Annotated in this window: 18 protein-coding genes; all 18 read right to left on the bottom strand. The window is 45.0% G+C overall.

All coding sequences use genetic code 11. The features are described from left to right. Positions 1 to 189: 189 nt before the first annotated feature. The 18 genes from MHO32_RS24385 to MHO32_RS24300 all read right to left on the bottom strand — a co-directional run bounded on the left by MHO32_RS24385 (position 190) and on the right by MHO32_RS24300 (position 16,407). On the bottom strand, positions 190 to 420 hold the full coding sequence (locus tag MHO32_RS24385) for a PapB/FocB family fimbrial expression transcriptional regulator (protein ID WP_005448648.1): 231 nt from the start codon (positions 418 to 420) through the stop codon (positions 190 to 192). Between the two features lie 54 nt (positions 421 to 474). After that, positions 475 to 1,218 carry an NADH:ubiquinone reductase (Na(+)-transporting) subunit C gene (nqrC, locus tag MHO32_RS24380; RefSeq protein WP_239214663.1) on the bottom strand — a complete coding sequence of 248 codons (744 nt, stop codon included), beginning with the start codon at positions 1,216 to 1,218 and terminating at the stop codon, positions 475 to 477. Positions 1,219 to 1,227: 9 nt separating this feature from the next. Continuing rightward, positions 1,228 to 1,686, bottom strand: coding sequence for a copper chaperone PCu(A)C (locus MHO32_RS24375; protein ID WP_239214652.1), 459 nt, complete (start codon positions 1,684 to 1,686; stop codon positions 1,228 to 1,230). A 20-nt stretch (positions 1,687 to 1,706) separates the two neighbouring features. Further along, a complete protein-coding gene (locus tag MHO32_RS24370; protein ID WP_053053375.1) occupies positions 1,707 to 2,189 on the bottom strand; it encodes a TlpA family protein disulfide reductase in 483 nt (160 codons plus the stop codon). Next, positions 2,179 to 2,853, bottom strand: a complete 675-nt coding sequence (locus MHO32_RS24365) for an ABC transporter ATP-binding protein (RefSeq protein ID WP_017188592.1) — start codon at positions 2,851 to 2,853, stop codon at positions 2,179 to 2,181. The genes MHO32_RS24370 and MHO32_RS24365 overlap by 11 nt, the downstream gene beginning before the upstream one ends. A 2-nt stretch (positions 2,854 to 2,855) precedes the next feature. Continuing rightward, positions 2,856 to 3,992 carry an ABC transporter permease gene (locus MHO32_RS24360; RefSeq protein ID WP_239214648.1) on the bottom strand — a complete coding sequence of 379 codons (1,137 nt, stop codon included), beginning with the start codon at positions 3,990 to 3,992 and terminating at the stop codon, positions 2,856 to 2,858. After that, entirely contained in the window at positions 3,979 to 5,265 is a 1,287-nt protein-coding gene (locus MHO32_RS24355) for an ABC transporter permease (protein WP_239214645.1), read from the bottom strand. The genes MHO32_RS24360 and MHO32_RS24355 overlap by 14 nt, the downstream gene beginning before the upstream one ends. A 2-nt stretch (positions 5,266 to 5,267) precedes the next feature. Beyond that, positions 5,268 to 6,671: a Fe-S-containing protein gene (locus MHO32_RS24350; RefSeq protein WP_239214642.1), complete on the bottom strand. Its 1,404-nt coding sequence runs from the start codon at positions 6,669 to 6,671 to the stop codon at positions 5,268 to 5,270. A gap of 104 nt (positions 6,672 to 6,775) precedes the next feature. After that, positions 6,776 to 7,309: an iron transporter gene (locus MHO32_RS24345; protein WP_017188589.1), complete on the bottom strand. Its 534-nt coding sequence runs from the start codon at positions 7,307 to 7,309 to the stop codon at positions 6,776 to 6,778. Between the two features lie 46 nt (positions 7,310 to 7,355). After that, positions 7,356 to 9,326 (bottom strand): FTR1 family iron permease, encoded by a 1,971-nt coding sequence (locus MHO32_RS24340; protein WP_239214639.1) that lies wholly within the window; start codon positions 9,324 to 9,326, stop codon positions 7,356 to 7,358. 426 nt (positions 9,327 to 9,752) lie between these two features. After that, positions 9,753 to 10,175, bottom strand: coding sequence for a hypothetical protein (locus MHO32_RS24335; protein WP_239214636.1), 423 nt, complete (start codon positions 10,173 to 10,175; stop codon positions 9,753 to 9,755). 172 nt (positions 10,176 to 10,347) lie between these two features. Then, positions 10,348 to 10,800 (bottom strand): hypothetical protein, encoded by a 453-nt coding sequence (locus tag MHO32_RS24330; protein WP_005445358.1) that lies wholly within the window; start codon positions 10,798 to 10,800, stop codon positions 10,348 to 10,350. Positions 10,801 to 10,940: 140 nt separating this feature from the next. Further along, on the bottom strand, positions 10,941 to 11,186 hold the full coding sequence (locus tag MHO32_RS24325; protein ID WP_017188587.1) for a hypothetical protein: 246 nt from the start codon (positions 11,184 to 11,186) through the stop codon (positions 10,941 to 10,943). Positions 11,187 to 11,484: 298 nt separating this feature from the next. Next, complete coding sequence (locus MHO32_RS24320) at positions 11,485 to 12,198, bottom strand: class I SAM-dependent methyltransferase (protein ID WP_239214633.1); 714 nt, start codon at positions 12,196 to 12,198, stop codon at positions 11,485 to 11,487. 151 nt (positions 12,199 to 12,349) lie between these two features. Beyond that, on the bottom strand, positions 12,350 to 12,751 hold the full coding sequence (locus tag MHO32_RS24315) for a GFA family protein (protein ID WP_009696921.1): 402 nt from the start codon (positions 12,749 to 12,751) through the stop codon (positions 12,350 to 12,352). 168 nt (positions 12,752 to 12,919) lie between these two features. Beyond that, positions 12,920 to 13,183: a DUF3012 domain-containing protein gene (locus MHO32_RS24310; protein WP_005445362.1), complete on the bottom strand. Its 264-nt coding sequence runs from the start codon at positions 13,181 to 13,183 to the stop codon at positions 12,920 to 12,922. Positions 13,184 to 13,344: 161 nt separating this feature from the next. Beyond that, the gene (gene fni, locus MHO32_RS24305) at positions 13,345 to 14,364 is read right to left on the bottom strand and encodes a type 2 isopentenyl-diphosphate Delta-isomerase (RefSeq protein WP_017188585.1); all 1,020 of its coding nucleotides are present in this window, start codon (positions 14,362 to 14,364) and stop codon (positions 13,345 to 13,347) included. A 249-nt stretch (positions 14,365 to 14,613) separates the two neighbouring features. Then, entirely contained in the window at positions 14,614 to 16,407 is a 1,794-nt protein-coding gene (locus tag MHO32_RS24300; protein ID WP_029789137.1) for a cation:proton antiporter, read from the bottom strand. Between the last annotated feature and the right edge of the window lie 242 nt (positions 16,408 to 16,649).

The following is a 16,649-nucleotide window of genomic DNA, read 5'->3' as shown; positions in this document are numbered from 1 at the left end:
CGATTCTTGATTTAGAATGACTAGATCTTTAAATCGCCGCCGCGTCTACAAACCAAGTCATTCTCGCTGAACCTAGCATCTCGACGTTACTTGGGTATACTCACGCCACCGTTGTTGTTCAAAGCCTTATAGTGAATAAAAGTAGCATGATCGCTGAATGCAGAGGCGTCACTAAAAAGTGGTGGGCACTTAATAAAACTTCCTTAACTTGAGAACCGTCGACTCAACATCTCGAAGCTTACGTAAACGAACGCTGAGAAAGCTCTGATTGATACCCACAGTTTCAGTGGCTAAGCGCTGGCTTTTTCCTTCGACTAAGTGCATTCGAAGTGCTTTTATTAATACTGCTGAGCGAATTTTAGTAAGCTGAATCAATAACATCAGTTGTTCTTCTGAAACTTGACCTCTTCTAAGTGCCATCACCTTTTCTCCTTGAGCGCAGAGTTTAAATTGCCTTATGAATAGTCAAACTTTTTAATTTCGGTATTGGCGTAAGAACTCGCCGAAACCAAGATCCCCGGTCCAAAAATTAATCGCGTGTTCAACGCCTTGGCTGGTGTAGGTTGCCCCACTGATTCCATCGACAGAGTAAGCGTCTTGTGTATTGCGCCCTTCCTGTACGATACGAATCGATGGATGACCATGGTCGAATAAAGGCTTGTCTTTGAACTGCTTTGTCCAGTTAGCGTTATCGGTAATCTCCGCCCCTAATCCTGCGCTCTCCCCATGTTTGTAAAACGACAGACTCGCAATGTGGTAATTGTCGCTATAGAGGGCTAAGTAGCCATAAATCAAACCAAACTTACCTTCACCACGGATTGGCAAAACAATTCGAGAGACTTGCCCGTTATCATCTTTAATCAAATACACAGGCAACCTATTTTCACGCATTTTTATCCCAGCAAGATCATCACGGGAAGATAGCTTTACTGCATTACTTGAGTCGATGGGAAATGCAGAGAATGACTCGTCTACACTCATGAAAGCATCGCGATATTCGCCACTATCAAGGTCGACGGCTTCAACCGATACATATTGCTCCATCAATTTCTTCATCGGCATACGCTTGTCCATTAACCCTGCCGATTCCGCGAGGGTAAGACGCTGATCCAACTGCGTCAATTTAGGTGGATCTTTCTTTGCTTGCTCGGGTTCAGAACAACCACTCAAACTAAACAACGCTGCTGCGACCAACGCCAAACCTATTCGTACTTTCATTGAGCCACCTTATTTCAGTTTACGAGGCACCACTTGCGCGATCACTTTGAAGTCACCTTGATTGGTGTTTACTACCATCGTCAGGTACTCACCAAGTTCTAATTCACGCTTTGGACCAAACATCATGAAATGGTGTGTATTTGGCGTAAACGCGAGTTTTTTATGTGCAGGAATAGTGATGCTTTTCACCATAAACATTTTGCGCTTACCCGCTTCATACTTCGTCCCGTGTAGCATGGTCTTGTCGAATTCATCCACTTTGAAGCCATTGATGACTAAAGCTTCATCTGAGTTATTGTGAATGGTCATTTTCGACCCCGTTCCCTTTGCACCGCTGGCTAACTGAAAGATGACTGGTGATTCAATTTGTACTTTTTCTTGTAAGTTTTCAGTCGCCCAAGCAGAAGACATCATGGCAAAGACAGTAATCAGAGCGGTCAAAAACGGGCGGAATTTTGTAAGTGACATTTGGTTGATTCCTAAAATGATTAAAGTTGAGAGATGACCTTGTCCAGATCCATACTCGCTGAATAGCCGATGTGCATGTCCACCAGCTTTCCATCGCGATTAATGAGGTAAGTTGTGGGTGTCACCCCAATAGAGAAACGTTCTTTAGTGATGCCCAATTGATCTTTCACCATAGGAAATGAAAACCCATACTTGGTGGCGTATTCATTTAAGTCGACCTCGTAGTCATCAATGTTAATCGCTATCACTGCGACTTCATCGCTTCGACGTGCATATACGTCTTGCCATTTCTTCATCATGGCAATGCACGCACCGCAGGTGGAAGACCAAAATTCCAGAACAATTTTCTTACCTTGATAGCTTTCAAGGCTTACCGTTTGTTGCGCCGCATTCATTGCAGCAATATCAGGACTCAGTTGCCCGATTTGTGCTTTTTGGTCTTTACAACCAAATAGCGCAAGCATGGCTAACAGCGCGATCACGTAACGGCGTTTATGCCACATCTAACACCTCCTCTCCGATGTACTTGCCGTGTTGGAGGCGGATGATTCGGTCCGTGTACTGACCTAAGCTTGGGTTGTGGGTGACCATAATGATGGTTCGGTTTTGTGCATGGAGTTTTTGGAAAATATCGAGGACGATTTTTTCGTTCTCCTCGTCCAAGTTACCAGTGGGTTCGTCAGCAAACAGGATCGGGCTTTCATTCACAATCGCGCGAGCGATGCATACACGCTGCTGCTCACCACCGGAAAGCTGACTCGGCAAGTGTTCAAAGCGGTGCCCTAGACCTACTTGTTCTAACACTCGCTTTGCTGCTTCTTCATCGGGCACACTATGGTAATGCTGCGCAAGCATCACGTTCTCCAGAGCAGTGAGATAAGGAATGAGATGAAACTGCTGGAAGACCAGACCGATTTTCTCTGCTCGAAATGCTCGTCGCCCTTCTTCATCTAGGCTGTCCGCTTCCTCACCATCGAGGAACACCTTGCCTGAGGTCGGATTGTCCAAACAGCTGAGGATATTCATTAAGGTCGTTTTACCTGAGCCCGACGCGCCCATAATGGCAACAAACTCCCCTTTCTTGACCTCAATATTGATGTCGTCCAACGCATGAACTTGGTCAAAAACCTTGCATAAGCCTTCGGTCTTAATAGCGTAATCTGACATGGTTAATCTCCTTTGAGCACTTTAGCCGGATCGATACGAATGGCTCTGATGGTTGGAAGCGTTGCAGCCACTAAAGCCGCAGCGAAAGAAAGTAAGCTAGTGATAACCAGCACAGGGAAACGTAAATCAATGGTGGCGTTAAACACCGAATGTCCAAGAAATTGCGCTAACACATAGCCGATTAGCAACCCTGCCATAACTGCGGCAAAGGTAATGGCAAGAGTTTCAACAACAATCTGACGAGTAATGGATTGATTGGATGCGCCCAAAGACTTTTGTAGTGCGAACTCATAACGTCGCTCAGAAATCATCGACGTCATGGTTGTATTCACGCATAAGGTAGACAACACTAAAATGACCAAAGCGACGATGCCCATTAACAGCTTAATCTTATTGAGTACTTTACCTTCCGATGCTGACACCTTTCGGATAGGACGAACAAGCAAGTCTGGGTACTGCTGCTTCAAAGTCGATTCAAACTGCCCTACCTGACCTTTATCATTCGTTAGACTGAACATGGCAAAATTGATTTCATCCCCTTTGTTCAACCATTTTTGTACGAACGGTAGGTTTACAATTAGGTAGTTATCTTCATCCGAACCTGACTCAATGATGCCCTTAATCTTGAACGTATAACGGTCACTTTTGTTGTAGACCGTCAGATCAGAGCCAACTTTGAGTTCTAATTTCTCTGCCAGTTTCTTTCCGATCATGACATTCCGATCATCAAAAGAGACACCAATCCATCGACCTTCCACTTGCCAATAAGGAACCAGTTTTTTCAACTGCGAAAAGTCGATACCCATTAAGACAATTTTCTCTAACTCGGCTTGTACCATGCCGTACAGATATGGGCTGGAAGCAATTAAACTGTCTTTAGGTGCCTCAGCTTTGATCTGTTGGTATTGCTTTGTCGTTAATGTCGCTGTCGCGTCCGGTCCTACAAAAAAGTTCGCTCCGTAGTTTCGTAGCTCATGACTCATCTTCTGGTTAATGTCGAAGTAGACCCCTGCCATTGCAGTAATGATTGCCGCGCCAACCGTCAACGCCATAAACACCACGAGAACACGTTGCGCACGTAATCTCAATGAACGCCAAACTAAGGTAAGCAGCATAGAGGAAGATTTATTTGCGGCCATACAACACCTCAATTGGGTAGAGAGAAGCAATTCTGCGTGAAGGGAAGTAAGTACCTAACACTGTAATTAGGGTCGAGATAAACAGCACCACTGGAACGATGATCCAATCAAAAGAGATGGATGAACCAAACAGTGCATAACCAACCACTTTGGATAGTCCCCACCCGGCAAGGCAACCAAGTAAGCCGCCCAACACGCCACAAATCATCGATTCAGAATAGAACAACGCATACACTTGCCAGTTGTGAGCACCAAGAGACTTCATCAAACCAATCTCTTTGGCTCGCTGCAATATCGCATTGGTCATTAATGAGGCGATCCCCATCGCAGAAGCGATCAAAGCGGCAAACGTCACAACAAACAATAAGCTTTGGATCTTATGAATCACCATGCCTTCTGAAGCGGCAACCTGCCACAAAGGCTTCACCATTGCGTTATTCATCGCGCCTTCTAATTGGAAAGAGATTGAGGAGACAAACGCCGTGCAGAACCAAAGGTCATATTCATCCGAATCGAGCGATTCCAAATCTTCACGTGCTTTTTTTGATAGTGCGTTTTCCGGCACCGTCAATGCTGAGACTTTTACCGATTGTACTCGTCCTTCCAAACCTAGTAGTTTCTGGCCAAGGTTCAGCGGCAGTAACACTGCGTTCTCATCCGTCGTGCCATTTTCCAGTAAGCTCGTTATCGTTACCGACAATGTGCGGTTTTCGATGCCGCGCAACTCAAGCTTGTCGCCAGATTTAAGACCCAGTTTTTGCGCCAATGACTGCCCTACCAAGGCTTGAGTTTTTTCATCATCTGGCCATTGACCATCGACATGCCAATACGTCGAGATGGTTTTATTACCCGTTCGGTATTTGCCATCGTCAGAAACAGGCAGGTTCTTATCAAAAAAAGTACCGATAATATTGACGGTTTTATTGAACTCAGGCGCTTTAACTTGCCCACGTACAAATGGAGCAAAACCAATAATGTTATTGCGCCAAAAGATGTCCATGATGTTGGGCAGTTCACTCTCTGCAAGTAAGTCTTCTTTTTCCAACTTGTTGACGTTCTTCGCAAAAATATCTGGCAGCTTTACTTGTCCTTCAGGAGAGATTTCAATGTTGGCACCATAGCTTTTCATCTCCATCGACATCTTGTTACCGATATTGATTGAAATAGCCAGCAGCGCTGAGATTAGGCTCGCCGCGAGAAAAACCGTAACGACGGCGAGTAATTTTCGGTTGGTATCATGTCGCCATGACTGACGAAGCATTCTGATTAACATGATTACTCTCCTAACGGATTTAGCGGTTCAACGTCCGCGTATTTCCATGGATCATCACGGAAAGCGTCATAAGATTGCTCAGAGGTAAAGAAGTAGGTCTTTCCTGAGAATGAATAACTGTGCTCAGCCTCCATATTGCTGATCTTCTCGCCATTGACTGGATCTGTCGCCATGACTTCCACCACGTCACTAAAATATTTCAGACCGCTTTCTAGGGTTGACTTCGAAATTACGATTTCATGATTCGCGACGGTCCATTTAGGAATAGGGATTGGGTTACACCCACCAGGCTTACCAATCGAAGGAATAAAGATATGTACGCCACACGCCAAGCACACCACTTGATCGCCAACTTGCGCGTACCCTGCATCACCACACAGCATGCAAGCATCAAAGACAACGCCAAACTTCTCTTCACCGGCAAAACGATCAATGATGAAAAAGCGCACCACTTTGCCATCGCTTGCTACCCATTCAAATCGGTGCAGTTTTCCATCGATTAATTGCTCAGAGATAGGGACATGGACAGCGCCATCGGCTGCCACTTCAATACGCTGCGCTTCTGAACGACGAATCGGTTGAGAAGCGACAAGATCCCAGAAAAGCAGCGCAATCAGAATCGTAGCGATAGTCGCAATATTAAAACGCACTTTACGTTGAGCTGAATTCAAAGCCACTTGATGTTTGCGTCGTTCAATCGCGGATTCAGCTTGCTTCACCTGCTCTTGTAGTGGTCGAGTCTGAGTAACGAAAAAGACAGTCACACAAATAGAAACTAATGCCAGTACGGCGTAAGACAGAATCCAAGAGAAGTTGGTGACTTTAGATACGTAAGACAGTAAACCTTTATCGAGACCAAGAATCCCTAGCTTCATGCACGCTAGGATAATCTCGCCAGAGAGGGGCAATGCTGCCAGCACTAACAACAGTAAACAAAGTGCATTACGAGCCATCTTGGATAGGGATTTGGTCGTCAAAGAGACCGCGATCTTGATTAATGCAATCAAGACAAATCCTAGAACCACAGAACTGATGTTTAAAATCAGCTCTGTGTTAATAACGTTGGTTGTGCTCAACATCGTGAGCTTGGCTTCTTTTGCCCAAACAAAACTGCATAGAAAGACCGTTACGCTTTGCAGGCACACCAATAAGACCGAAGGCAATCGCCATATCGCACCAAGTAAAACCGACAGGAAGATAACGCCAAGATAAACACTGTTAATAATAAGTACATTCACTTGGCTAAATGGCAGTAGATGAAACAGTGCAGAACCAGAGAGCACCGCAAGCACAAACCACCCAATCTGGTGTTTATACAAAGCGTTAGATTGCGCAGCCCACAGCACACCAAATAGCATCGCAGGGAGCAAAAAAACGAGTAAGACGTGAGAAAGATAGAAGCTCATATTTACCACTGACCATTCATGCACAGTGCATCAGACAGATAAGTCACTCAAAAAACCAGAACAACCAGACCACAAACTGCAGCCTGGTTGTTACACAAGGAAGGTTACTTAATGCCTACGTACTTAAACTTGTATTGAGCATCAAATGGTTTGAACCAACGACCAACGCCAGTTTCTTCATCCGTATGACGTAGCAAACCCGCTTTTGACGGTGGATCGATGTGGAATGTAAGCTCGTAGTTACCCACACCTAACATGTTGATGTTTGAGCCGTAGTGAGGACCATCTGCTGCCACCATCGGCATGAAGGTCCCCTCTTGCACTTTACCGGTATCGACGTTTTTCAACGTGTAGTTAATGGTTAGGTAAGGGATCCACTCACCCGCACCAAAGCCGTTTTTGTTACCAGCAAGAGCATGGATGTCTGCCTCTAAGTGCACTTCCGATTTAGAAGCTGCACGCATCATACCTTGAGGCTCCATCGTAACGGGCTTAAGGTAAACAGCAGCAATCTCCATACCATTCATTTCAAGAGGTTCACCAGCTGGGTGCTCAACGAAAGGTAGATCATTTGCCATAGCCATACCTGATAGAGCTGAAGCAGCCACTGCGGTAGCGATGAGTTTTTTATTCAACATAGTAATGTCCTTTACTTACTTGATTTTACAAAGATTTTTTTCATGTTTAACAACGAGCTTGCTGAGCAAGATCTTGCTTACTTCTTGCTTTCATTACGATGAGCGCAAAGATTGCTGCCACGATAAGCGCCAGTTGAGGCAGCAAAGTTTCCATGTATGGGTAAATGCCCAACGGAGCAAACTCTGGCGCGCCTGAAATTAATGTTGGTTGGAATAACTTGCCTTCAATCAGCTCTAGGACACCTTTACCCGCAAAGACAAACGCCATCAGATACATGAATCCGCCAGTAAAGATGAAGAAAGGTTTCAGAGGGAGCTTGACCACGCTATAGCGCATGACAAAGAAGATCACCGCGAGCAGTAGCACACCAATAGCGAATCCAGCAATCAGGGCGATCATGGTTTGAGAGTTGGTATCGGCCGCCAAAGCAAAGTAGAACAAGACCGTCTCTGCACCTTCACGGTAAACCGCTAGGAAGCTCGCCAGCCATAAACCAAAGAGAGAACCTGTGGTGATCGACGTGGCAAGTTTGCTTTCGAGGTAGCGCTTCCATTGAGCGGCTTCAACTTTGGAAAGCAGCCAGTAACTCATAGAGAACAGCACGACAACAGCAATCAACATGGTGATGCCTTCAAGCAGCTCTCGACTTGCGCCAGAGTTTTCAAATAGCCACTGGAACAATACCGCGGTGATCGCACTGGCAATCAGACCAACAACGACCGAATTTTTGACAACATGTAGCTTGTCAGAGGCATCGTTTTTGATCAGGTAAGCGGTAATGGCGGCAACGATAAGCAGCGCCTCCAATCCTTCACGGAAAATAATGGTGAAGCTCGCGATCAACATCGCCCACCAACTCAAGTTGCCTTCAGATAGATTGCCTGCTGCATCCATCAAGCCTACTTTTAGCTTTTGCACTTGCTGGTCAATATCAGCCTGAGCTTGATTTGCCTTTAGCATACTGACAATACGGGTGAAGTAGCCTTCAAGTTCTGATTTGAATGCGCTGTCTCTCGACCCCACCGCATTTTCCATACCTGATGCTTCAAAATGATCGAAGTAAGCATCTTGTACCGCAAGAATAGCCGCCGTTTTGTCACCATGTTTATAGCTATCAATAGCGCCATCAATCGCAGTCATGATATCGCTGACGACAGGGTTCCAATCACGTGCAGCAACTGCTGTATCGGCGTTCTTCGCAGTATCAGGAACTTGGAAATCGCGTGTCGCTGGCAGACTCGGTAATTCGTCTTTCAATCCTTGAACCAAGGTCGACAACTCATACCCAAATCGGATCAGGTTTTGTTGATTAAAAGGTTGCTTGGTGATTTTGGCAATAGAGCGGAACGCTGCGTTGTATTCTGCCGAACGCTCTGCAGATCGATGTAACCGAATAGCGATTTCCAGCTCGGTATTTTTGTACCCTTTGAACTGCGCTTGTTGCACTAAATCGAATGCACGTTGTTGTTTTTCTGCTGCGCTTTCTGGTTGTTCGCCAGATTCACGATATTCAGTCAAAGCCGCATTGAGCTGGGTGTCGATGCTTGTGACCGCTTCACGCCAAAACGGCAAGATATCCTCGGTATGTAGATTGGTGTTTTCAGCTTTAAGTTGGTGACCTGACGCCAAGATCTCCGGCAGACCCAGAACTTCTTTTTTCAACCAATTGATTTCCGTATCCACTTCATCAACTGGTTTTCCCGCAACGATTAACTTGCGAATGTCACCAAACTTCGCCTCTAGTTGATACGCGTATTGCTGCGAGTAATTAATTCGTACCGGACCTTCTAGGCTTTCAAACACCTCGAAATACGCCATTTGTACTGTTGTTTTTGCTTGGTCTTTATCGCCTTGTTCATAAAGCTGAGATGCTTTATCTAAGCGCTGCGCAATGTCGTTGACCGCACTGTCATAGTCAATCGCAAAGGCAAAAGAGGAATAAATAGAGACAAGTAACACCAAGAGTGTTGAGAACGTCGTTTTCTTTACCGCCAACATAGTTCGTCCACAAAACATGAATATTTCGTGAACGCTATTGCAAATTATTATCATTTACAATGAGTAAAATTTGCTGGGTGAAAACAACCATGAAGCACGTATAAGTAGTAAGAAGCTATTACCTCAAATGTAAGGTTATGATTTTGTGGAGGTATTTGTGTTACAGGATTTTTTGGTATTCATCTGGATAATAAATACGACAAAATCGACAAAACTTAAGTTTTCACTTCTGATGGCAGGATATCATCCTGTTGTGAACTGTTTTCATCCGAACGAAAGTGCATATGAAATGAAAGTTCACAGCCCAATAAAAGTAAAAATGTAGAAATAAAGTCTGTATACCCAAGTGACTTCAAGATGCAGGACGAAGAAGATGGGCTCGAATAACTGGCAAAAGGAAAATACCCACGACACAAGCCATGGGTATTTCATTTTCCGGTTTGATTACATCACACACTCTTTGGCGGCTTGTGCTTTTTCGATGCCTTCTTCAATCAAAGATTTGGTTTCTTCACTACCGATCGATGACATTACTTTATCCATCACCTTATCCACCGTCGACTCTGAAGACGCTTCCACCAAACAAGCGTATGCATTGGCAATATGCTCTTTTGCTTCAATCAAGGCTTGTGGATCACTGAAATCTACATTCATCGCTTCCTCTACAGATGCAGCTAACTCTTCTGCAGATTCAGCAGCATCACCAAACTGATCGAGATTGAATGCATCTTCTACCGATTCCATCTGCTCTTGAACCGTATCAATCGCTTTGTTTGCTGCTTCTTGTGCTTGGTCAATGGCTTTGCTTGCGTCATCACAGCCAGCCAGCGCCACTGCCAATACCATTATTGAGGTTGTCTTTTTCATGTTTGTTCTTCTAACAAGTAAATCGCTCATCATCACAATACGTGATAAGCCAATAGATTTTAATTCAAGAGTTGTAAGAAGAGGAAACAGAAATACTTGAAAGCCCTAAAAACAAAAGCCGCTAAAACGAGCGGCTTTTGTTTTTATATTAACTTAACTGTTTAACCAACGGCTAAGCTATTCTACCGTGGCTAATCGCCATCATTTCATCATACGACCGTTGTAACGCATCAAATGTCCACTCGAAGTACACTCTTCGCTCCATCAGTGGCGCAATTTGATCGGCATAAAATGATTCAATAGTAAGATCAGAGTACTCAACTTGTAGGCTATCGCCGTCCGTCCCCCAATCTTCGTATTCACGATTACCAATGAGATCATAAAGATTGTTACTTAAGAAGCTGTATATCACTAAGAATGATTTTACTGCATCTTCAGAAAAGTTAAGCATGCCGGCAATCTGCGCCACGTCATACGACTTTTCTTTATCACCTTGGTTAATATCAAGCCTTACCAATTGGGTCTCCCACGTTGCCAATTCACCGTGGGAGTCCAAGACATGTTGATTCAGGGCTTCAAACACCTGAAAAAAGTCTTGGATCATTGCAATGTATTTGTCAGACATAACGTCCCTTATTGTTTTTGGTGAACGGGCGATCTTCGCCGCCGTATTGTTGCTCACCCTAGCCAGTGGTTGTTAAAACGTAGACTACAAGTTGCAGCATTGCATACTGCCTCTGTAATCTTATTGTCATTTTTGAGTGATTAGTCAACTAATAGCGAAGGGTCATCAATGCCCATGTAATCACACAATTCACGCTTAATGCGGTGGAAGTCTTGGATTGAAACGAAGTAGTCGGCGTAATCAGTTTTGCCTTCAATACCAATATGAATCGATGTAAAAGTCTCAATTGCCGCGGTAATTTCAATGAAATCATTCGCAAGCGAGAACGTCACAACATGATCCATATTTAGGTAACGCCCTGACTCGATTTTTAATGCCTTCGCCATGATGATTTCCTACAGCCTAAAAGTAATAATGAAATTCGGTTACTGGACAACAGACCGATGAACAGCCACACAGTGGCTGAAATTCTGCGCCAAGATTGACGTGAGACTATCATAAGCGCTCGCCTTCAAAATTAGAGACAAACCGCACTTTCACTTGGATTTACTTACAAATGAAACATTTACCAAAAATCTGACCGCAAATTCACAAACAAGGTAAAAAGCGCGTGTATTTCACAAAATATACAAACAAAAAGACCGCTGAATTAGCGGTCTTAAGAGCGTTCATAGGACAAGAGCATTAGATGTTGATTTGGTACATCGCGAAATAAGTATCCGCTTGGATAACATGCTTTTGGTTATGCTGTTTCAGCGCTTCAACAGCGTTTACAAATGGGTCATCTCCTGCAAATGCTTCCGCTAACTTAGAGTATCGCTTAGAAGACGAGAACAACACATGCGCCAGTTCTTCTGCACTGACTTCTAACTCTACTGTCTCTTTATAAACGTTGACCGCTTGAAACCCTTCACAATCACTGAAGTTGATAGCATGGTCGTAGTTGGATTCAACCAAGTCCATCTCGATACCAAGCTGCGCAAGAGGTTTTTCTAGCAGCACTTCAAAATCATAAACCACGACATGTGCTTTAGGCTGGCAAACACGCTGTAGCTCTGCCAATAAAGCCGTTGAATTTGCATAAGAGAGCGAGCCAGCAAACGTCACCACATCCACACTACTGTCTGAAAGAGGTGCGTGTTCACCGTCACCAACATGATATTCAATACCTACTGATGGTTTGGCTTGTTCAATCATTGATGTGCTCGGGTCAACCCCATGAACCTGCTGACAGAACTTAGCCAAAGCAAACGTCGATACGCCCGTGCCGCAGCCGACATCCAACCCCAATTGAAACTGAGGTAACTCTTCCAAATTGGCTTGCAAAATCACTTGATGCAGTGGAGGACGATAAGCCGCGTAGTGCTTAGAAATGGCTTGGTTGTATTCTTCGCTCACTGATGTTCTCCCAAAAAACTGTCGATATTAACTAATCGTATAGTGTCGGATATTACTGCCACTCAAAAGCAAAAAGCCACTCAATTGAGTGGCTCTATCTCACAACTTTAAATCCTTAGCGATTTTGTACTAAACGCAGCAAGAAACCGACCTATAGCTTAGGCTCCGCTTCAAACTGTTTAAGCTCATCAGTAATCTCATTCCATGGCGCTTTCGAACCGACAAAAATGTGGAAACTCGGTTTGTCGGCAGGGATATCGTCAAGGATACCTAAACGAACATTCACAATACCGTTGTTCTTTTTCGAATAGAGGCTAGATCCGCAATGACGGCAGAATGAGAGTTCGGTATTTGCGCTCTTCTGATAGGTTTGGATATGCTCTTCACCTTCGATAACTATCAGCTTGTCGAGTGCAACACCTCCCGCCGATGAATAATCAGAACCCGTAAACTTGCGGCATTCAGAACAGTGACAATTGCCCATGTATTTGAATTCATCCGCAACTTCGATTTTTACCTTGCCACACAGACATGAACCTTTGAGTACTTCCATTTTTTAGTCCTTCTCTTATTGGAATTACGGTAACCATGCCAGTCCCATACAACGAAATAAAGATAAGTAAGTCAGGTTTGCAAAAATGGAACGACAAATTGGAAGTAAAGAAACAGAAACACAAAAGCCGAGCATGACGCTCGGCTTTCTCAATTTTGTTCGGTCAATTTAGAACACGCAGTGCTTAGCAAAGCCAGTCGCTTCGTTGGCTGTCCAATCGCCTTTTGGCTTCTCTTTTAAATCTTCACACCACTGCTCGCTACCGATGCCATCTTGCAGAACGCAGTGCTTTGCAAAATCTACTGCGTTGTCAGCGGTCCACTCTGTTTTAGACTTGTCACGCATGTCTTTACACCAAGCTTCTGTGCCCACTTCGTCAGTACATGCGGTAAGCGCTGTTGCCGCTAGCAGTAGCATTACCAATTTTTTCATAAATTCAGGTTCCACTTTCAATTGATGAATGGACTATACCCAAAATATCAGCGCAAGTGTTAAGACTCAGACAATTTATCGACGTTCACTCTGTAAAAAACATGAAATTCGGCGAAATCAACCTAACTGTATCAATAAGCGAGTAAATATTAGCCGTTGAGCTAAAGACGACGAGCTTGGGTCAATGCTTGGAGATTTACAGAGCCGGTACCAAAGCACGCTAAACGCAGCTCTAATGCCATTTGTTCAAAGTGATCGACAACAGACTGTGTGCTGATTGTTGCGGCTTTTAATACCGCACCAGCTTGCCCAACTAGATTGGCACCCAGATGTATCGCCTTCGCGGCTTCTAAGCCGTTATGCACGCCGCCAGACGCAATTAAAGGTAAGTCAGGGTATTGAGCGTGAATTTGCTCTAAACACTTAGCCGTTGGAATGCCCCAGTCACGAAACAACTCAGCTGCGCGCTGCATCTTATTGTCTGTCTGACAGTAACCTTCGACCGCTGACCAACTTGTACCACCAGCGCCTGCAACATCAATCGCATCCACGCCCACTTCGACAAGTTGTTTCGCCACTGCGCCACTGATGCCAAAACCCACCTCTTTGATGATCATCGGGACATCAATGCGCTGTTTTAGCTGCTCAATCGATTTAAGCACACCAATCCAATCATGGTCGCCATTCTGTTGAAAAGCTTCTTGCATAGGGTTGAGATGCACAAATAAAGCGTCCGCTTGGATAAAGTCGACCGCACGTTGGGCGTTGTCGAGACGTTGTTTGTCTCTCAGTTGAGCGGCACCCAGGTTGGAATACAAAGGCACGCTCTTGGCGAGATCACGAATGGTTTTACCCAGACCTGAATGTAGGCTGTCTTCTAGGCTCACTCGCTGTGAGCCAACCCCCATCGCAATGCCCATTTCACTAGCCGCTTCTGCCAAACGACAGTTGATGATTTCTGCGTCTTTTGCGCCGCCAGTCATCGAACTGATCAAAAACGGCAACGCCAATGAATGACCAAGAAACTCGCTCGAAAGATCGATGGTGTTAAAGTCACATTCAGGCAATGCGCAATGCTCAAATTCGACAGACTCAAAGCCCGCCGTTTTGCTTTTCATGTTCATGTCATGATGTAAAACAGCGTCTAAATGTAAGTCTTTTCGATTAGATTGCGGAGCCATAATGTCACCCTAAAGTAAAACAGTCGCGCAGTATTGCGATCCTTGTCATTGCCGTCAATGCGAAAATTCGGAAATTGAACAATTTATTTGCCGAATCGAGCCTTGTGGGCTCTGGTCTTATGACTAAGAAATCATATTAAGGAGCAGCGTTTAAAACACTGCGCCTCACTGCTCTATTAAGCTTGGGTAACGATTAACAATGTTGCCACTCCGATGTGCCAAGAGTGGCAGTTCTATACGCCATTTGCGCTATTGAGTCTCGACCGATTGAATAAGCGCCACCACAGTGCTGGTTGTAGGCGGTTTGAACTGGTCTGGATCATCACAGAATTGAATTTTGCCTTTCTCTTCAACATGGAAAAGCGGAATCATCAAATTGTCTTTGTGGTGATCAAGGTAATGTTGGTAGGTGAAACTCTCGCTTAACTTGGTGTGTTTGATTTCTGCCCCTTGGCTCAACAAACTTGCCATTTGGGTGTAACTGACGTTGCCACCCATCAGCAATTTGCCGTGATACTCTTCGGCAACCGAGTGTTTTTCATTGCCGTTAGATTTGGTTTTCTGCAGGCAATGTACTTTATCTTCGCCGAACTCGCCGACAAATTGCATACACGCCATGATATTGAAGTGTTGGTCTGGCGTCAGTGCCACCACTTGTCCAATACCAATCAGGTTCAGGTTATCATCCGCATGGCTAGAGATCGGGTTACCGTAGTAATGGTCTAAGCCCAACATGCGAACTTGGCTGATGTAATCCCAGTTAGAATCGGTGAGCAGAACTTTGCGATCGTATCTCGCCAGTGCTTTTCCTATCTCTTGCGCCACTCGGTTTGCGCCAATCAATAGAAAGCCTCTCGGTGCTGGCTCAGCCACGCCCAACACTTTAGCCATAGGGCGAGCCGTAGCACTTTGTAGTACCACGGTGCCGATGATCACCATGAAGGTCATTGGCACCAACAGCATGGCTTCTGAAATGCCATATTCTGTCAGCTTGATAGCAAACAGAGACGAGATGGATGCTGCAACAATACCGCGCGGCGCAACCCAAGAGAGGAACAGCTTATCCTTGAAGGTTAAGTTACTGCGAATAGTTGAAGCGAAAATCGAAAGTGGACGCGATACCAACTGCATGAAAACAAACAACATTACCGCACCAATGCCAAGCGCGGCAAAGTCATCAAGACTGATTCGAGCCGCTAAGAAGATGAACAACCCGGTGATCAACAAGATGGTTAAGTGTTCTTTAAAGTGCAGGATCTGCTGAATGTTGATGCCCTTTGCATTTGCTAACCACATGCCCATCACGGTAACCGTCAGTAGCCCTGCTTCCGATTCCATTTGGTTAGAAATCGAGAACACACCGAGCACCACCATCAATACCGCAAATGGCTGAAGGTATTCCGGCAACCAAGCTCGGCGCAAAACGGTAGATACCGCAGCACCGGAGGCAACACCAAGAATCAAACCCACCGCAATGATGGTACCGAATACTTCGATACTGTTTACGGCATTGTGCGAGACAATAAACTCGTACACCATCACCACAAACAGCGCGCCTAGTGGGTCAATGAGAATGCCTTCCCAACGCAGAATATTGGCGAGTTTGGAGCTTGGGCGCACGGTCCTTAGCAATGGTACGATCACCGTTGGACCAGTAACGACGGTTAAACTGGCGAATAAAATCGCAAGCTCCCAAGTAAAGTTAAGGAAATAGTGCGTCGCCACACTGGTTGCCACCCAAGATATGATTGCGCCGACAGACACGATGCTCCACACCGAACCGCTCACACCACGGATCTCTTTAAAGTTAAGGGTTAAACTGCCCTCAAATAGAATCACCGCCACAGCGAGGGAAACTAAGGGGAAGAGTAAATCCCCGAGAATGTCATCTGGATTGAGCCATTGTAGAATCGGACCAACAATGATCCCTGCTAATAGCAAGAACAGAATGGCAGGTAAGCGCATTCGCCACGCCAACCATTGACAACCTAAACCGATAACCCCAACCGCCGACAGCACCAGCGCTTCGTTGCCCACTTGCATTTATCATCACCTAATTTGTTATTGTTATGGTGAGCTTTCGCCCAAAACCAATTAACTCTATAAAAAAGATTAGTTTAGTGTGAATGCTCCGCCAGTTTTCGTTCAAATATGCGACTTTCCCTCAAAATTCTCGGTCTGTGTTGTATACCCAAGTAACCTCGAGATGCTCGGTTCAGCGAGAATGACTGGGTTTGTAGACGCGGCGGCGATTTAAAGGTCTAGCGGGTCTAAATCAAGAATCG

The sequence above is a fragment of the Vibrio sp. MMH1-50 genome (assembly GCF_022347645.1).
GTDB classification, from domain to species: domain Bacteria; phylum Pseudomonadota; class Gammaproteobacteria; order Enterobacterales; family Vibrionaceae; genus Vibrio; species Vibrio harveyi.
This window is presented reverse-complemented; position numbering and strand designations above follow the sequence as displayed.